This is a genomic window from Luteibacter sp. HA06 (genome assembly GCF_054061215.1).
In genome coordinates this window covers 4,695,433-4,711,643 of record NZ_JBSSDZ010000001.1, presented here as the reverse complement: position 1 = coordinate 4,711,643, position 16,211 = coordinate 4,695,433, and the positions used below count along the sequence as shown (strand labels likewise).

Below are 16,211 nucleotides of genomic sequence, written 5' to 3'. Positions count from 1 at the left end.
CGCGCCGCCGCTCACATACCCAAAACGGCTACTTCCCCGCCGGCGTCACTACCCATGCCCCATAAGGGGGCAGGACGGTTCCATCCAGCATCTTCGCGGCGCGCAGTGCGGGGTCGCTTGCCATAAGCGTCTTCACCTCGCCTGGCATCGTGTCGGTAGGAAGTGCCTGGGGCGTGCCACTGAAGTTCAGCATCACGAGCACGGGCTTCTCGCCCCTGCGTTCGTAGATCAGGACATCGGGATTCGACGTGTCCAGGAAGGTCATGGCGCCGTCGCGCACCGCCGCGTTGTCCCGGCGCAATGCCACCAGGTCGCGATACCAGCTGAGCAACGAATCGGATCGGGTAGATTCCGTGGCCACGTTGATCGTCGCGTGGTTGGGCGTGACCGGGAGCCACGTCACCGGATTGGTCGAAAAGCCGGCCTGGGCGCCGGGGAGCCACTGCATGGGCGTGCGCTCGCCGTCGCGACCCTTCTCCTTCGGCCAGCCCGTGATACCGATAGGATCGCGCACGTCCTCGACGCGTGTCGGCGTTGCCGTGGTCATGCCAAGCTCGGCACCGTAGTAGGTCAGGGCCACGGCGCGCGTGGTCAGCAGGGCGGTCGTCACGACCTTCGCGCGTGCCACGTCATGCTGGCCGTCGCCGAAGCGGTCGATCGAGCGCGGATTGTCGTGATTGTCGAAGACCACCAACGGCTGGCCGTGCACTTCCTGCGTCGCGGCAAGCGTCGTGCGGAACCAGTTGGCGTCGAACTTCGCCTGCCAGCCGAAACCGGGAACCATGTTCATGGGAAGGTGGAGTTCGGGTGCGGTTGCCGTGCCGTACCAGACGTCCAGCGAGGCGATGTCCGGCGTATAGGTCTCGCCGATGAGCACGCGGTTGCCCGGGTAGGTATCGACCATGGCGCGCATGCGTCGCATCACGTCGTGCACTTCGGGCAGGTTGTCGCTGTACTGGGAATGCAGGTTGGGATCACCCTGGGCGTTGGTACCCGGACGTTCCGGATCGTTGCGTAGCTGCGGATCCTCGAACAGCGTCGAGATGGCATCGAGACGAAAACCTGCCACGCCGCGATCCAGCCAGAACTTCATCGTGGCAAACATGGCTTTCTCGACGGCGGGATTGCGCCAGTTGAGATCGGGCTGCTGCACGTAGAAGCGGTGATAGTAAAACTGCTTGCGCGCCGGAACCCATTGCCAGGCCGATCCGCCGAAGACGGACTCCCAGTTGTTCGGAGGCATTCGGCCGTCGTGGATGTTGTGCTTCTGCAGCGCCGTCGCGCCGGCGGTGTTCGCGTCGATACCGTCGTTCCAAACGTACCAGTCGGCCTTCGGGTTATCTCGGGAGCTGGCCGACTGCACGAACCACGCGTGATTGTCCGAGGTGTGGTTGAGCACCATGTCGAGGATGATGCGCACATGATGCTCGCCAGCGGCTTTCATGAGGCGGTCGAAGTCGGCGAGCGTGCCGTACTTCGGGTCGACGGATTCGTAATCGGAGATGTCGTACCCGAAGTCCACCTGCGGCGAGGGATACATCGGTGCGATCCAGATCGCATCCACGCCGAGTTTCTGCAGGTAGTCCAGATGACCGGTGATGCCGTTGAGATCGCCGATGCCGTCACCGTTGCTGTCGCCGAAGCTACGCGGGTAGATCTCGTAGATGAAGGCGTGTTTCCACCAGGGCGCCACCGAAGTGTTCGCAGGCACATCGGTGGTTGCGGCGCTGGCAGCCATCGACATACTGAGCAGCGCGGCGCAAGCCGCCAGTCGGCGAAACAGTCCCATCGGGCCTTCCTTCAATCGTGGAAAACCCGATGGTAACCGCGAGCTCAGGCAATCGTGGTGACGATGTCGATGTTTCCGTGCAGCGCCTTGGAGTACGGGCAGGTGCCATGCGCGGCATCGACCAGGGACTGGGCGACATCGCGATCGAGCCCGGGCAGGCTCACGTGCAGGCGAGCCTGCAGGAAGTACTCCTCACCGGCGGTGCCAAGATCCACTTCGGTGTTCACTTCCGTGTCGTGGGGCAGCGCGACGTGCCGGGCGCGGGCGGCAAGGCCCATCGCACCGATGAAGCACGCGGACCAGCCGGCGGCGAGCAGCTGTTCGGGATTGGTGCCTTCGCCGGCGGAGCCCGGAGGCGACAGCTTGATCGCCAGGCGACCATCGGAGCTGCGCGACTCGCCGTCGCGGCCACCGGTGGTGCGGGTCTTCCCGGTATAGAGGACGTTCTGGATGCGTGACATGGTGATTTCCCGTTCGGTTGGAGGTGATGCCCAGAAGACGCCCTGGGCGTATCCCGGATGTGTCGCCACACCTCCTCAAACGCGTCGGAGTGTGTAGCCCGGGCCGTGGGATACATTCGGATACACACGGGCCCTGGCGCGACACGCGCGGGATACGTGTCGGGGCTTCAATAGGTCATCCTCACTGAAAGGCATCCCGCCATGAACCCTTCCCGCCTTCTCGTCGTTTTCGCCGCCCTGTGCGTCGCCCTCGTCGCCTCCTGGCCGGCAGGCTGGGCCCACGGCCAGGATCTCGATGGCACCTCGGCATCGACTTCCGTGCCGGCACCGGAATTCGCCGGCATCGACCGCTGGTTCAATTCGGCACCGCTATCGCTGAAGGATCTGCATGGCAAGGTCACCCTCGTGGAGTTCTGGACGCACGAATGCATCAACTGCGTGCACGTGGTGCCGCACACCCAGGCGCTCTACCAGAAGTATGCGAAGGATGGCTTGGTGATTGTCGGCGTCCACACACCGGAGTACGACGAAGAGCATGATCTCCAGGGTGTCGCTTCGGCCATCAAGCAGATGGGCATTACCTATCCGGTCGCGGTGGACAATAGCTACGCCACCTGGAACGCCTATAACAATCGCTTCTGGCCGGCGCTGTACCTGATCGACCAGAACGGCAAGATTGTCTACAGCCACTACGGGGAGGGAAACTATGACGAAACCGAAGCACGCGTCCGCCACCTGCTAGGCAAGGCGTAAACCCGGACACCCGCCGCATACCACCCACTGGAGCCTCGCATGGACCACGTCGATCACATTCTCGTCGTCGATGACGATCGAGAGATTCGCACCGGTGTCGCGCAATACCTGCAGAAGAACGGGCTGCGCGCCACCGTGGCGGCCGACGGTCGCGAGATGAACGCGGTGCTCGACACCACCGCGGTGGACCTCATCGTCCTCGACATCATGATGCCGGGTGACGATGGGCTGGTGCTGACCCGCAACCTGCGCGCGAGTAAGCACCGTGCAGTTCCGGTGCTCCTGCTCACCGCACGTGACGATGAAACGGATCGCATCATCGGCCTGGAGATGGGTGCCGACGACTACGTAGTCAAACCTTTTTCACCGCGCGAACTGCTGGCGCGCATCAAGGCGGTGATTCGCCGCACGCGCATGTTGCCACCCAACCTGCGCGTGACCGAAGCCAGCGGCATGCTCGGCTTCGGTCGCTGGCGCCTGGATACCACGGCGCGCCACCTGCTGGACGACCAGGGCACCATCGTATCGCTGAGCGGAGCGGAGTTCCGCCTGCTGCGTGTCTTCCTCGATCACCCGCAGCGCATTCTCTCGCGAGACCAGCTGCTCAACCTCACCCAGGGCCGCGATGCCGAGCTGTTCGATCGCTCGATCGACCTGATGGTGAGTCGCCTTCGCCAGCGCCTCGTCGACGATGCCCGTGAGCAGGCCTATATCAAGACGGTGCGTAACGAGGGCTACGTGTTCACCATGTCGGTGGTGGTGCTCGGAGAGGAGTCGTGAACGCAACCCTGAAGCGCTGGATGCCGCGCAGCATCGCCTCTCGCCTGTACCTCATCATCTTCGCCGGGCTGCTGCTCGCCCACGGCATGTCGTTCGGGCTGCTGTTCTACGAGCGCTACCAGAGCGCGAAGACGGTCATGCTCAACACCCTGGAGCACGATGTCGGCACCTCGGTGGCGATTCTCGACCGCCTGCCCGCCGCCGAGAGGCCCGCCTGGGTGCCGCGTCTCGAACGCGACAACTACCACTACATACTCGGTCCGGGGCAGGCAGGTGCCGGCCTCATCTCGGATCGCTCGCGCGTCGTCACCCGGCTTATCCAGCACGAGGTGGGTCCTTCGTTCAACATCAAGGCAAACACGGTCTCGCTCAATCCTGAGCGCTACCAGGTGCACCTCACCCTGCATGACGGCCAACCTCTCAGTATCGAGGTCACGCCGCGCATCATGCCGCTCGCCGACTGGCTGCCGTTCGTCTTCATCCTTCAGATGGCCCTGCTCCTGGTGATCACATGGTTCGCCGTGCGCCTGGCGACGCGTCCGCTGGTGCGACTTGCGCGCGCCGCGGAGAAGATCACGCCGACCAACGAGGGGCCGCGCATGCGGGAGGACGGGCCGACGGAAGTGGCCCGGGCAGCGGTGGCTTTCAATGCCATGCAGGATCGCATCGGGCGTTACGTGAAGGAACGCCTGCAGATCCTCGCTGCCATCTCGCACGACCTGCAGACACCCATCACACGCATGCGCCTGCGTGCCGAGGCCCTCGACGATTCGACCGAACGCGACAAGCTTCTGCAGGATCTGCACGAGATGGAACACCTGGTGCGCGAAGGCGTGGCGTACGCACGTAGCGCGCACGGTGCGACGGAGACACCGCGGCGGATCGATCCGGCGGCGTTCGTCGAGAGCCTCGTGTTCGATTACCAGGATACCGGCAAGCCGGTGAGCCTTTCGGGAAGCGTCGATGGCACGGCTATCGTTCGGCCGCAGGCATTGCGCCGGGTGCTTGGCAACCTGATCGACAACGCGCTGAAGTATGCGGGGCGCGCGGAGGTGGGCATGACGCGCACGTCGGCGGGGATGTTGTGCATCGAAGTGGCCGATAGCGGGCCGGGCATTCCCGAAGAGGAACTGGAGCGCGTGCTCGAGCCGTTCTACAGACTGGAGAACTCACGCAACCGCGATACAGGTGGCACCGGACTGGGCCTGGCCATCGCCGCGCAGCTCATGCTGTCGGTGGGTGGAAAGCTCACGCTGGCAAACCGCCCCGGCGGCGGCCTGGTCGTAAGAGTGGAGCTCCCCTGACACAGGCTTATTGCTCCCACATCAGCACCGCCAGGTTAGCCTGCGAGGTCTTCGCGGTACGCGTACAACCCCGGCTGGCCGCCGGTCGCGATGAACAACACATGCTCCCCATCGCGCACCGCACCGCTACGCAGCCCCTCCAGCAGCCCCGCGAACGCCTTCCCCGAATACACCGGGTCAAGCAGGATGCCCTCGGCACGAGCCATCAATCGCAACGCCTCCTTCATCGCCGGGGTCGTGACGCCGTAACCCGCACCGCGCTGCGATCCATCGACGCGCACCTGGTCAGCCGTCAACCCGGCCGACGAACCCAGCAGGCCGAGTGCATCGCGTGCGAGGGCAAGTGTCGTTGTGGCCGCGGCATCATGTTCACCGAGCACCGAGTACGCATCCACACGTTCGGGTGCGCGTCCCATGGCGGCGAAACCGGCGACGAGGCCCGCGTGCGTTCCCGAACTCCCGTTGGGGACGACGATACGGTCGAAACGAATATCCAGCTCGTCTTCCTGCTGCGCGATCTCCCGCGCGCAGCGGACATACCCCAGCACGCCGCGCGGCGTGGAACCGCCCGTCGGCAGGACCACGACGGTGTGGCCTTCCTTTTGAAGAGCCTCGGCACGCGCATTGGCGTGGACCAGCGCGTTCTCGCCCTGAGGTAGCAGGGTCACCTTCGCACCGAACAGCTCGTCGAGCAGCACGTTGCCGTTCTTCTCGTATTCGTCGCCATCTTTGGGAACCATGCGCGCGAGCAGCATCTCGCATGCGAAGCCATGCCGTGCCGCGGCCGCCGCAGTCAGCCGCGCATGGTTCGACTGGACGCCGCCCACGGTGATGACGGTATCCGCGCCGATGTCGCGCGCATGGCCAAGGTGATACTCGAGCTTGCGCAGCTTGTTTCCACCACCACCCAGGGCCATGACATCGTCGCGCTTGATGCTCAGGCGGATACCGCGCGACGCCAGTTCGAGCTCTTGCTCGATCCTGGAGAGACGGTGAATGGTGGTGGCCGAGTCGAGCAGGGCGATGCGGGGCAGTCGATCGAGTGCGGCGAGGGCGTCATATGACATGGCGTGAGTCCGGGAATAGGCAGGGTCCAGGCCCACCATGATCCGCCGATTCACCGTTCGCGGCGAGTCCGAGCGCAGTCAGAACGGAGGCAGCGAATCCGCCAGTTTCTCGTGCTCGCGAAGTACGGGTAGCGTGTCGTGGGCGAACGCGCGAATCTCGGCGTCCTCGCCCTTGGTGGCCTCGAGTTCGTACAGCCCCGTGGTCAGCTTGTGCGACTTCACCATCAGGTCGGAATAAGCACGATCGAAGGCCGCGCCATCCAGGCCTTTCAGTCGGTCGATGTCCTGTTGCTGCGCCATGTCCGGGGCCGTGGCGATCTGGACACCCTTGCTGCCGGCGAGCTTGCCGAGTTTCTCGTTCGCTTCGGTGTGGTCGGTCACCATGCGCGCTGCGTATTTTTTCACGTCGTCCGACGAGGCCTGGTCGGCGGCCAGCTTGCCGAGCGAGATCTCGGTGAGGTTGCCGCTACTGGCCTTGCGGACGAAGTCGGTGTCGGCGGCACTGCTTCGCGCCGACTCGGCGGAGGCCGCGCCTGCGAGGATGAGGGCGAGAAAAAGACAGACGTACGTGCGCATGACCTATTCCCTGAGCGACCGAACGACCAGATAAGACAACGCCCCGGTCTGGGGCCGGGGCGTTGTCCCTGTAACTCAATGTGCGCGTGACTTATATCCTGGGACCGCGACGCAGGCCGCCGAACAGCAGCGACAGGATGAACAGGATAAGGAAGACCACGAACAGGATCTTGGCGATGCTGGCGGCGCCGGCAGCGATGCCGGTGAAGCCGAAGACCGCCGCGATGATGGCGATGATGAAGAAAACTACGGCCCAATGCAGCATGTCGATGACTCCTCTGGTGGCGCGGTAAAAGCGGAATAGGGTGGGTGGAGCGGTGGTGCCGCCCGGGCGGCATCACTTGCTGCTCCAGGTCGGGTGCCATTCGACCATCGGGAGCCTGAAGTCCGTGTCGTTGGCGGGTGAGTCCGTGTCTCACCGCTCCTATGCATCTTGTACACAGCCGCCGAAGGCGCGATGGTGTGCGGACTTCTCTGCCGGGAATCCCCGACCATGACCGCTCAACGTCTTCGAGAACTCCATCGCGGCACCGAACTCCTCGTGCTGCCCAATGCCTGGGATGCCGCCAGCGCCGCCGTCGTGCAACACGCGGGCGCGCCGGCCGTCGCCACCACCAGCGCCGGTGTCGCCTGGTCGTGCGGCTGGCCGGATGGCGACCAGTTACCAGCGGACGAGATGCTTGGCGCTGTGCGCCGCATCGTGCGCGTGATCGACGTTCCATTGACCGTGGATGTCGAGGAAGGCTGCTCGGACGATCCGGCCGAGGTAGCCGCGTTCGTGGCGACGCTGGCGGATGCCGGTGTCTCCGGCATCAATATCGAAGACGGATCGAAATCACCGGACCTGCTGGTGGCGAAGCTGTGGGCGATACGCGACACGCTGGGTGATCGCGATCTCTACATCAACGCACGAACGGACGTGTACCTGCGCGGCATGGCCTCGGGAGACGCGGCGGTTACCGAAGTTCTCGCTCGTGCCAAGCGTTACATCGAAGCCGGCGCCGATGGCATGTTCGTTCCCGGTGTGTCGGGGACCGAAGAGATCCGCCGTGTGGCGGAGGGCATCGCCCCGGCACCGCTGAATGTGATGCTGGTGGCCAATCTTCCCTCGCATGCGGAGCTGTACGCAGCAGGAGCCCGGCGGCTGAGCGCCGGCATCGCGTTGTCACTGGATGCGTACGCAGGCACAGCTAAACGCGCAGCCGAATTCATGGGCAAGGACGAGCCCGCTGTCGTCACCTACCCAACCCTCAACGCGCTCTTGAAATTGTAGGAGCCGATTCATCGGCGATCCCCGCGACAGCGGGGTGGGGTGTCGCGAGCACCCTATCGCCGATGAATCGGCTCCCACAACAGCAGGCACAAAAAAAGGGGCGGCTTTCGCCACCCCTTTTTCGAAGCGCGCAGACGAAGCGAATTACTTCTTCTTGACGTCGAACGCTTCGTTGCCCACGGCCTGGCCGTTGAGCGAGATGGTGACCTTGTACTTGCCTTCCGGCCACTCGTTCGGATTCTGGATCTTGAAGGTGGTGACGGCCGGGCCTTCGGTGCTGATCGACTGGCTGATGTCGCTGACCGTGGTGGTCGTCTCGCCGTCCTGGTAGGTCCACTTCGCGTTCAGCGTGGCGCCGGCGGTCGTGCCGTCGGTGGCGACCGAGGCGTAGATGGTCTTGTCCGACGGGGCGAAGGCGTTCTTGGCCTTGCTGACCTTCTTGTCGGCGCCGACGGCATTGCCGAGGGTGACCGCACCGACCTTCAGGGTGTCGGCGGCGGCAGCCGGCGCGGCGGGCGCGACCGGAGCAGCGGCGGGCTGTGCTGCCGGAGCAGCGGCAGCCGTGGTGGCGGCGGCCGGAGCAGCCGGCGCCGTGCTGGCGGCAGCCGGAGCGGTCGCTGCCGGAGCCGGCGCGGCGTTCTGCTGATCTTCCTTCTTGCCGCAGGCGGTGAGGACCAGCAGACCGGCGACAGTGGCCGTGGCGAGGGCGGACGAACGGAAGGAAAGCTTCATGTCTGGATTCCGATAGTGCTGATCAAAGTCGAATGGGACGAGGCGCAGGGGCCTAATCCCCTTGGCCGCGGCAGGTTACAGGCTACACAACTAAAGGCAAGACCAATGAAGAATGCATGAACGAGGCATTCATCATTGGCGCGCACCGCGCGGATTGCCGGGCACGGCGGCCGGATCCGTACTGCGGAACGGGTTGATGTCGAGGCCGCCCCGGCGCGTGTATCGCGCGTACACGGCCAGCTCGCGAGGTGCGCAGCGCTCCCGGATGTCCATGAAGATGCGCTCGACGCACTGCTCGTGGAATTCGGTGTGGCTGCGGAACGAAACCAGGTAGCGGAGCAGGCCGGCGCGATCGATCGGTGCGCCCGTATAGGCAATCTGTACGCTGCCCCAGTCGGGCTGGCCGGTCACCGGGCAGTTGGAACGCAACAGGTGCGACACCAGTACTTCGCGGGCGTCGCCCTCGTGGGTGCCGAGGAAATCCGGGCGGGGCGGCCCATACGCGTCGAAGTCCAGTTCCTGGGTATCGAGCAGCGCACCTTCCGGCTCGCCGATCAACGTGCCATCGAGCTCGCCGGGAGCGCGCAGGATGACCTCGGCAGGACCGCCAGCGGCCACCGAGAGGTCGCGGACGAGCAGGGCGCGGACGGCCTCCGCATCGGCCAGGCGTTCCTGGGCGAAGCTGTTCAGGTAGAGCTTGAAGGATTTGGATTCGACAATGTTCGGCGTCGTCGCCGGGAACCGGAATTCGGCCACGGCGACCATGGGCTTGCCGCGCAGGTCCAGCCAGGAGAGCTCGTAGCCGTTCCAGACGTCCACCCCATGGAACGGCAGCGCGTCGGCGGACACGCCGATCTCGTCGCGTTTACCCTGGCGGGGAATGGGGTAGAGCAGGCCGGCGTCGTAGCGGTCGGCGTAGACGGTGGCCTTGCCCAGTGGCGAATGATCGGGAGATGACATCCGCCCATTATAGGGAGGGAAGCCCCACGCCCGTTAACCGGAGCGGGGGCTTCCGTTCATCGGATCAGGCGTTGATGAAGCCCATCATGTTGGCCTGGTAGCGCTCGCCCACGGCGGAATCCGGCGGGAAGATCGCATCGATCTCAGCGACCTCGGCCGTGCTCAGGGGCACGTCCACGGCGCCCGCGTTCTCGTCCAGGTACGTACGACGCTTGGTGCCCGGGATCGGGATGATGTCGTCGCCCTTGGCCAGCACCCACGCGAGGGCCAGCTGGCCCGGCGTGCAGCCCTTGTCGGCGGCGAATTTCTTCACCTTGTCGACGATAGCCACGTTCTTCTGGAAGTTCTCGCCGACGAAGCGCGGGTTGAGACGGCGGTAGTCGTCCTCGGCGAAGTCTTCCGGCCGGGTGATCGCGCCGGTGAGGAAGCCGCGGCCAAGAGGGCTATAGGCGACCAGGGCGATGCCGTGTTCGCGACAGGCGGCCAGGGTACCGGTGGTTTCCGGATCCCGCGTCCATAGCGAATACTCGCTCTGCAGGGCGGCGATCTGATGAACGCCGGATGCCTTGCGAATGGATTCGGCCGAGGCCTCGGACAGCCCGAGGTGACGCACCTTGCCTTCCTCTACCAGGCGGGCCATGGCGCCAACGGTCTCTTCGATCGGTACCCTCTGGTCGACACGGTGCTGGTAGTAGAGGTCGATGTAGTCGGTCTTCAGGCGGCGCAGGCTGCCTTCCACGGACTGGCGCACGTACTCCGGGCGGCCGCTGATACCGCGCTTGGTCGGGTCGTTCGGATCGCGCACGATGCCGAACTTGGTCGCCAGGAACACTTTGTCGCGGCGCCCGGCGAGCGTACGGCCGAGCAGTTCCTCGTTGGTGTGCGGGCCGTACGCGTCGGAGGTATCCCAGAACGTGATGCCCAGTTCGAGCGCCCGCTCGAGGGTGGCGATCGATTCCTTCTCGTCACCGGCACCGTAGAACTCGCTCATGCCCATGCAGCCAAGGCCGAGCATCGACACCTGCGGGCCGTGCGTTCCGAGTTGGCGGGTTTTCATGCGTTTCTCCTTCGTTTCGAGGGGAGGGCAGCCGGCACCGGCGCGGGAGGCGTCGGGGCTTCGGCGGGGGATGGGGCGCCGTCTTCGACGTACATCGAGCGATACAGCGCGATCTTGTCGTCCAGCCGCGCGATGGTCTCGGTGAGGGTGACCAGTTCGTCGCGGAGGTTGGCGGCGTGGCGGGCCAGGAGATCGCCGCGCAGGCGAATGCTCTCGGGCGTCTCGCCCTGGCGGCGCAGCTCGGCATATTCCTGGATCACCCGCATCGGCATGCCGGTGGCGCGCAGCTTGAGCACGAAGTGGATGAAGCGCATCTCGGCCTCACCGTAGACGCGCTGACCGCTCCGGCGTGGCACCGGATCGATCAGGCCGATCTGCTCGTAATAGCGCAGCGTGTGCGTGGTGAGGCCGGTGGCGAGAGCGGCCTCGGCGATCGTCATCGAATTGGGCATCCGACGAGCGTACGCCTTCGAGTGCGCTCTAAGTCAACAGGGTCCGGCCGCTCACATCCTGCTGCTTCTTGTGGGAGCCGCTTCAGCGGCGATGGCTGCTTGAGGCACCCTGGCCCGCTGTCGCGGGATCGCCGGCAATAGCCGGCTCCCACACAAAGCCGAACCCGCTCTTCTCAGCGGAGAATCAGACCGGCAGGGGCTGTACGGCAGTCGGTTTATGGTCGGCGTCGAGAGCGATCATGGTGAACGTGCCGCGCGTGCAGAGCTCACGGGCGCCGGTAAGCAGGTCCTCGGTGTACATGGCGACGTCGATCTTCATCGAGGTGCGCCCGACGGAGACGACCGTGGCGATCAGCTCGACCATCTGGCCCTTGCGCACCGGCACGTGGAAGTCGACCTGCTCCGAACGAGCCGTGACGACGATCTGGCGGGAATACCGCGAGGCAGCCAGGAAGGCCGCTTTATCCATCCACGCCAGAGCTTGGCCGCCGAACAGCGTGCCGAGGTGATTGGTGTGGTCGGGGAAGACGATTTCGAGGAGGCGAGCCTCGATGGGGCGGGCGATGTCGGTCACGGGGTAGTTCCTTGTTGCAGTGCAGCATGCATCATACCGCACGCTTTACTGTGGGAGCCGCCTCTACTGTGGGAGCCGCTTCAGCGGCGATGGGTGCTCGCGGCTAGCTGGCCCGCTGCCGCGGGATCGCCGGCAAATAGCCGGCTCCCACAACAGCCGGCTTCCACACAGCTGGCTCCCACAGAAGCTGGCTCCAACACAGCTAGCTCCCACAACAGCTAGCTCCCACAACAGCTAGCTCCTATAAGCAGCCGGCTGCTGGAATCAGAACGACTGGTCGAAGGCGACTTCGCCTTCCACGCCTACCTGGTAGGACGACACGCGGCGCTCGAAGAAGTTGGTGAGTTCCTGGACGTCCTGCAGGTCCATGAAGTCGAACGGGTTCTTCGAGCCGTACTTTTTCGGCATGTCCAGCTGGACGAGGCGCTGGTCGGCGCAGTACTCGAGATACTGGCGCATGTCGGTGACCGACAGGCCGGCGACGCCGCCCGAAAGTACGTCCTGGGCGAACAGCGTTTCGCAGGCGATCGCATCTTCGAGCATGGCTTCGACCTGCATGCGCATCTCGTCGTCGAAGAGGTCCGGCTCCTGCTCACGCACGGTGCGGACGACTTCGAAAGCGAAGGCCATGTGGCCGGACTCGTCGCGGAACACCCAGTTGGTACCCGAAGCAAGGCCGTGCAGCAGGCCGCGCGAACGCAGGTAGTACACGTAGGCGAAAGCGGCGAAGAAGAACAGGCCTTCGATGCACGCGGCGAAGCAGATCAGGTTGAGCAGGAACTGACGACGGTGCTCGCGAGTGTCCAGGCGGTTGAGGCCCTGGATGGAGTCGATCCACTTGAAGCAGAACTCGCCCTTCGCCGCGATCGACGGGATGCTCTCGATGGCCGCGAACGCCTTGTTGCGCTCCGACGGCTCCGGAATATAGGTGTCGAGCAGCGTGAGGTAGAACTGCACGTGCAGCGCTTCTTCGTATAGCTGGCGCGAGAGGTACATACGCGCTTCGGGCGAATTGATGTGCTGGTACAGGTTAAGCACCAGATTGTTCGACACGATCGTATCGCCCGTGGCGAAGAAGGCCACCAGACGATGAATGAGGTGACGATCCGCGTCCGACATCTTCGACTTCAGGTCCGACGTGTCCAGCGAGAAGTCGACTTCTTCCACCGTCCAGGTGTTGCGGATAGCGGAGCGGTACATCTCGTAGAACTGCGGATACTTCATCGGCCGCAGCGTCAGTTCGAAGCCGGGGTCGAGGATGTTGGAGTCGCGGGTGATCGGTGCAGCGGACATCGGGTACCTCGGGTAAGAATGAGCGGTTCTGTGGGAGCCGACTCTGTGGGAGCCGCTTCTGTGGGAGCCGCTTCAGCGGCGATTGACCTTCCGGCTAATCCGCTCCGTTGGCTTTTCGCCGCTGAAGCGGCTCCCACAGTTTCGCGGCTCCACAGTTTTGTGGCTCCCACAGTTTTCGTCGCGTTACTGGCAGGCTTCGCAGTACTCGGGGTTCTCGAGCGAGCAGAACACCGCGGCTTCGGCCTGTTCCTGGGCGTCGGCGACCGGGGCGATCGGTGCCTGCACGGCAGCCGGCGAACTCACCGTGGTCTTGGCGATGCGCGTGGCAGGACGCGAACGCAGGTAATAGGTCGTCTTGACGCCCGACTTCCACGCGTACATGTACATGGACGACAGCTGGCCGATGTTCGGGTTTTCCATGAACAGGTTCAGCGACTGGCTCTGGTCGATGTAGGCACCGCGCGCGGCGGCGAGGTCGATGAGGGCCTTCTGCGGCAGTTCCCACGTGGTGCGGTACACCTCGCGCAGCCGGGCGGGGATGGACGTGATGCCCTGTACCGAGCCTTCGGCAAGCTTGATCTGGTCGCGCACTTCGGCGGTCCACAGGCCGAGCGTCTTCAGCTCGTCGACCAGGTAACGGTTGACGACGAGGAAGTCGCCCGAGAGCGTCTCGCGCTTGAACAGGTTGGATACCTGCGGCTCGATGCACTCGTAGCAACCGGCGATCGAGGCGATGGTGGCGGTCGGCGCGATGGCGATGAGCAGCGAGTTGCGCAGGCCCTTGGCCTTGATCTTCTCGCGTAGCTCGGCCCAGCGGCCGTCCAGATCGTTCGGCGTAGCGGCCGGCCAGTAGTCGAACTGCATTTCGCCGTTGGCGGAGCGGGTTTCTTCGAAGCCCGGCAGCGGGCCGTCGCGCTCGGCGATCTCGTTGGACATGGACAGCGCGTGGAAGTAGATCTCTTCCTGGATGCGCGTCGACAGCTTGCGCGCTTCTTCCGAATCGAACGGCAGGCGAAGCTTGAAGAAGACGTCCTGCAAGCCCATCACGCCGAGACCGACCGGGCGCCACTTCATGTTCGCCGTCTTCGCCGTGGCGATCGGGTAGAAATTGAGATCGATGACGCGGTTGAGCTGGCGCACGGCGGTACGCACCGTGGTGGCGAGCTTGTCGTAGTCGAACTGGCCGTCCACCACGTGGCGGGCAAGGTTCACCGAGCCGAGGTTGCACACCGCAGTCTCGCCTTCCGAGGTCACTTCGAGGATCTCGGTGCACAGGTTCGACAGGTGGATGACGTTCTGCGGCAGGGCAGTCTGGTTGCTGGTCGCGTTGGAACGATCCTTGAAGGTCATCCAGCCGTTGCCGGTCTGGGCCAGCGAACGCAGCATGCGAGCGTAGAGCTCACGCGCCTTGATCGACTTCGAAGCGAGGCCTTCGGCTTCAGCCTTCTCATAGGCGGCGTCGAAGGTCGGGCCCCAGGTGTCGACGAAGTGCGGCACGATCTTCGGGTCGAACAGCGACCAGTCACCGTCGATCTCCACGCGGCGCATGAAGAGGTCGGGCACCCAGTTGGCGAGGTTGAGGTTGTGCGTGCGGCGCGCGTCGTCGCCGGTGTTCTCACGCAGCTCGAGGAATTCCTCGATGTCCGCATGCCAGGATTCCAGGTACACGCAGGCCGCGCCCTTGCGCTTGCCACCCTGGTTCACTGCGGCCACGGAGGCGTCGAGCGTCTTCAGCCAGGGCACGAGGCCGTTTGAATGGCCATTGGTCCCCTTGATCAGCGAACCGCGCGAACGGATGCGCGAGTAAGCGAGGCCGATGCCGCCGGCAAACTTCGACAGCTGGGCCACGTCGCCGTACTTGGCGTAGATGGATTCGAGTGCGTCCTGCGGCGAGTCGAGCAGGAAGCACGACGACAGCTGCTCGTGCGCGGTACCGGCGTTGAACAGGGTCGGCGAGCTGGCCAGGTACTCCAGCGACGAGAGCATGCGGTACAGCTCCAGCGTCTCGGCGACGTCGTTGCCACCGAGCGCGCAGGCGATGCGCATGAAGAAGTACTGCGGCGTCTCGATGACGAAGCGCTTGGTCGGGTGGCGCAGCAGGTAACGGTCGTACACCGTGCGCAGGCCGAAGTACTCGAAGCGACGCGAACCGGTGGTGTCGATCGCATCGTTGAGCTTACGTGCGTTGATCTGCACGAAGTCGCGAAGGCGCTCGTTGAGGATGCCGAGGTCGAAACCGGTGGAGATCGACTGCGAGAACGACTGGATGTCCTGGCCCGACACTTCCTTGTCGACGAAGGCGGCGAGCAGGCGTGCAGCGAGCTGGCCGTATTCCGGCTCTTCGGCAGTCAGCGCGGCCGAGGTGCGGATCGACAGCTGGTCGAGTTCCTGGGTGGTGGCGCCGTCATACAGGCCGCCGATCGTCTTCAGCGCCACGCGCATCGGATCGACCGCGAACAGGCCATCGGCGCTGCGTGTGACCGCGCGCACGATCTTGTTCACGTCGACCACTTCATGGCCGCCGTTGCGCTTGGTCACGCGCATCTGTCCGGGATTGTGCGGCGGCGTCAGCGCGAAGGCCGGCGGCGCGTCGTTCCTGTAACCGGCGGCAGGCGCCTTGTCGGTTGCAGCGGAGGGGGTGGCGGCCGCATCGGCCGTCTCGGTGCGCTCGCGCGCTGCGGAATCCATCGTCGTCATTGTGTTGGCAGCCCCATGGCCTTGGTCAAACCCCGATCCCGAGGGCAAGGCTCGATGCGATGGGGGCGAAACACGGGAAACGTCGGGACGGAGCGCCGTGAAGGGCTCCGATCCGCGACGTGCTTCCCCGCGGAAGCCGTCACCACTATCGAGGCCGCTCGGGCTCCGATTGTTGGCAGGTCTTCGGACTCGTGGACATGGACCTTCCGATCCGCCTACCCGTCGCTTCCCAGCCCCCGAAGGACCAGTGCAATGAACGGGGTCGTTTCCACTTACCGCTGCGGGGCAGTTCCGGATTCACACCGGTATTCCCTATTAAGTCCGACGGGCAGTCGCGCCTCTTCGGACACCAACGGGACACACCATATAGCTGGTGAAGGGGTGCGTCAACACAAGATGTAGGGTGTTTGGCCTAGGTGCTTGATCGGCTTGGGACTCCCTTT

At 64.5% G+C, this 16,211-nt stretch carries 16 protein-coding genes and 1 riboswitch; of the genes, 4 read left to right on the top strand and 12 right to left on the bottom strand.

Annotation, left to right across the window (positions count from 1 at the left end; translation table 11 throughout):
• Positions 1-28: 28 nt before the first annotated feature.
• Together ACVWWJ_RS21780 and ACVWWJ_RS21775 are read right to left on the bottom strand one after the other, a co-directional pair.
• Positions 29-1,789, bottom strand: a complete 1,761-nt coding sequence (locus ACVWWJ_RS21780) for a glycoside hydrolase family 13 protein (RefSeq protein ID WP_456969447.1) — start codon at positions 1,787-1,789, stop codon at positions 29-31.
• A 44-nt stretch (positions 1,790-1,833) separates the two neighbouring features.
• Positions 1,834-2,250, bottom strand: coding sequence for an organic hydroperoxide resistance protein (locus ACVWWJ_RS21775; protein ID WP_456969446.1), 417 nt, complete (start codon positions 2,248-2,250; stop codon positions 1,834-1,836).
• A 201-nt stretch (positions 2,251-2,451) separates the two neighbouring features.
• On the opposite strand from ACVWWJ_RS21775, the gene ACVWWJ_RS21770 reads away from it, so the two are divergent.
• From ACVWWJ_RS21770 to ACVWWJ_RS21760, 3 genes are read left to right on the top strand one after another with little or no spacing between them, the layout of a single operon-like run.
• A complete protein-coding gene (locus ACVWWJ_RS21770; protein WP_159896206.1) occupies positions 2,452-3,003 on the top strand; it encodes a redoxin family protein in 552 nt (183 codons plus the stop codon).
• 39 nt (positions 3,004-3,042) lie between these two features.
• Positions 3,043-3,783 carry a response regulator gene (locus tag ACVWWJ_RS21765; protein ID WP_456969445.1) on the top strand — a complete coding sequence of 247 codons (741 nt, stop codon included), beginning with the start codon at positions 3,043-3,045 and terminating at the stop codon, positions 3,781-3,783.
• A complete protein-coding gene (locus tag ACVWWJ_RS21760; protein WP_456969444.1) occupies positions 3,780-5,087 on the top strand; it encodes a sensor histidine kinase in 1,308 nt (435 codons plus the stop codon). The genes ACVWWJ_RS21765 and ACVWWJ_RS21760 overlap by 4 nt, the downstream gene beginning before the upstream one ends.
• A gap of 35 nt (positions 5,088-5,122) precedes the next feature.
• On the opposite strand, the gene ACVWWJ_RS21755 is transcribed toward ACVWWJ_RS21760, so the two are convergent.
• From ACVWWJ_RS21755 to ACVWWJ_RS21745, 3 genes are all read right to left on the bottom strand, one after another.
• The gene (locus ACVWWJ_RS21755) at positions 5,123-6,154 is read right to left on the bottom strand and encodes a D-cysteine desulfhydrase family protein (RefSeq protein WP_456969443.1); all 1,032 of its coding nucleotides are present in this window, start codon (positions 6,152-6,154) and stop codon (positions 5,123-5,125) included.
• Positions 6,155-6,232: 78 nt separating this feature from the next.
• Positions 6,233-6,730: a DUF4142 domain-containing protein gene (locus ACVWWJ_RS21750; RefSeq protein WP_456969442.1), complete on the bottom strand. Its 498-nt coding sequence runs from the start codon at positions 6,728-6,730 to the stop codon at positions 6,233-6,235.
• Between the two features lie 91 nt (positions 6,731-6,821).
• Entirely contained in the window at positions 6,822-6,995 is a 174-nt protein-coding gene (locus tag ACVWWJ_RS21745) for a DUF1328 domain-containing protein (RefSeq protein ID WP_159896214.1), read from the bottom strand.
• A gap of 228 nt (positions 6,996-7,223) precedes the next feature.
• On the opposite strand from ACVWWJ_RS21745, the gene ACVWWJ_RS21740 reads away from it, so the two are divergent.
• Positions 7,224-8,003, top strand: coding sequence for an isocitrate lyase/PEP mutase family protein (locus ACVWWJ_RS21740; RefSeq protein ID WP_456969441.1), 780 nt, complete (start codon positions 7,224-7,226; stop codon positions 8,001-8,003).
• A gap of 144 nt (positions 8,004-8,147) precedes the next feature.
• On the opposite strand, the gene ACVWWJ_RS21735 is transcribed toward ACVWWJ_RS21740, so the two are convergent.
• The 7 genes from ACVWWJ_RS21735 to ACVWWJ_RS21705 all read right to left on the bottom strand — a co-directional run bounded on the left by ACVWWJ_RS21735 (position 8,148) and on the right by ACVWWJ_RS21705 (position 15,768).
• Complete coding sequence (locus tag ACVWWJ_RS21735; RefSeq protein WP_159896218.1) at positions 8,148-8,735, bottom strand: hypothetical protein; 588 nt, start codon at positions 8,733-8,735, stop codon at positions 8,148-8,150.
• Between the two features lie 132 nt (positions 8,736-8,867).
• Positions 8,868-9,695 carry an NADPH-dependent 7-cyano-7-deazaguanine reductase QueF gene (queF, locus tag ACVWWJ_RS21730; protein WP_456969440.1) on the bottom strand — a complete coding sequence of 276 codons (828 nt, stop codon included), beginning with the start codon at positions 9,693-9,695 and terminating at the stop codon, positions 8,868-8,870.
• A 64-nt stretch (positions 9,696-9,759) separates the two neighbouring features.
• Positions 9,760-10,752 carry an aldo/keto reductase gene (locus ACVWWJ_RS21725; protein WP_456969439.1) on the bottom strand — a complete coding sequence of 331 codons (993 nt, stop codon included), beginning with the start codon at positions 10,750-10,752 and terminating at the stop codon, positions 9,760-9,762.
• Positions 10,749-11,192, bottom strand: a complete 444-nt coding sequence (locus ACVWWJ_RS21720; RefSeq protein WP_200851959.1) for a MerR family transcriptional regulator — start codon at positions 11,190-11,192, stop codon at positions 10,749-10,751. The genes ACVWWJ_RS21725 and ACVWWJ_RS21720 overlap by 4 nt, the downstream gene beginning before the upstream one ends.
• Before the next feature lie 196 nt (positions 11,193-11,388).
• Positions 11,389-11,778: an acyl-CoA thioesterase gene (locus tag ACVWWJ_RS21715; protein ID WP_325470281.1), complete on the bottom strand. Its 390-nt coding sequence runs from the start codon at positions 11,776-11,778 to the stop codon at positions 11,389-11,391.
• 264 nt (positions 11,779-12,042) lie between these two features.
• Positions 12,043-13,071: a ribonucleotide-diphosphate reductase subunit beta gene (locus ACVWWJ_RS21710; protein ID WP_159896226.1), complete on the bottom strand. Its 1,029-nt coding sequence runs from the start codon at positions 13,069-13,071 to the stop codon at positions 12,043-12,045.
• A gap of 183 nt (positions 13,072-13,254) precedes the next feature.
• On the bottom strand, positions 13,255-15,768 hold the full coding sequence (locus ACVWWJ_RS21705; RefSeq protein ID WP_456969438.1) for a ribonucleoside-diphosphate reductase subunit alpha: 2,514 nt from the start codon (positions 15,766-15,768) through the stop codon (positions 13,255-13,257).
• Between the two features lie 157 nt (positions 15,769-15,925).
• Positions 15,926-16,137, bottom strand: a riboswitch (cobalamin riboswitch).
• Between the last annotated feature and the right edge of the window lie 74 nt (positions 16,138-16,211).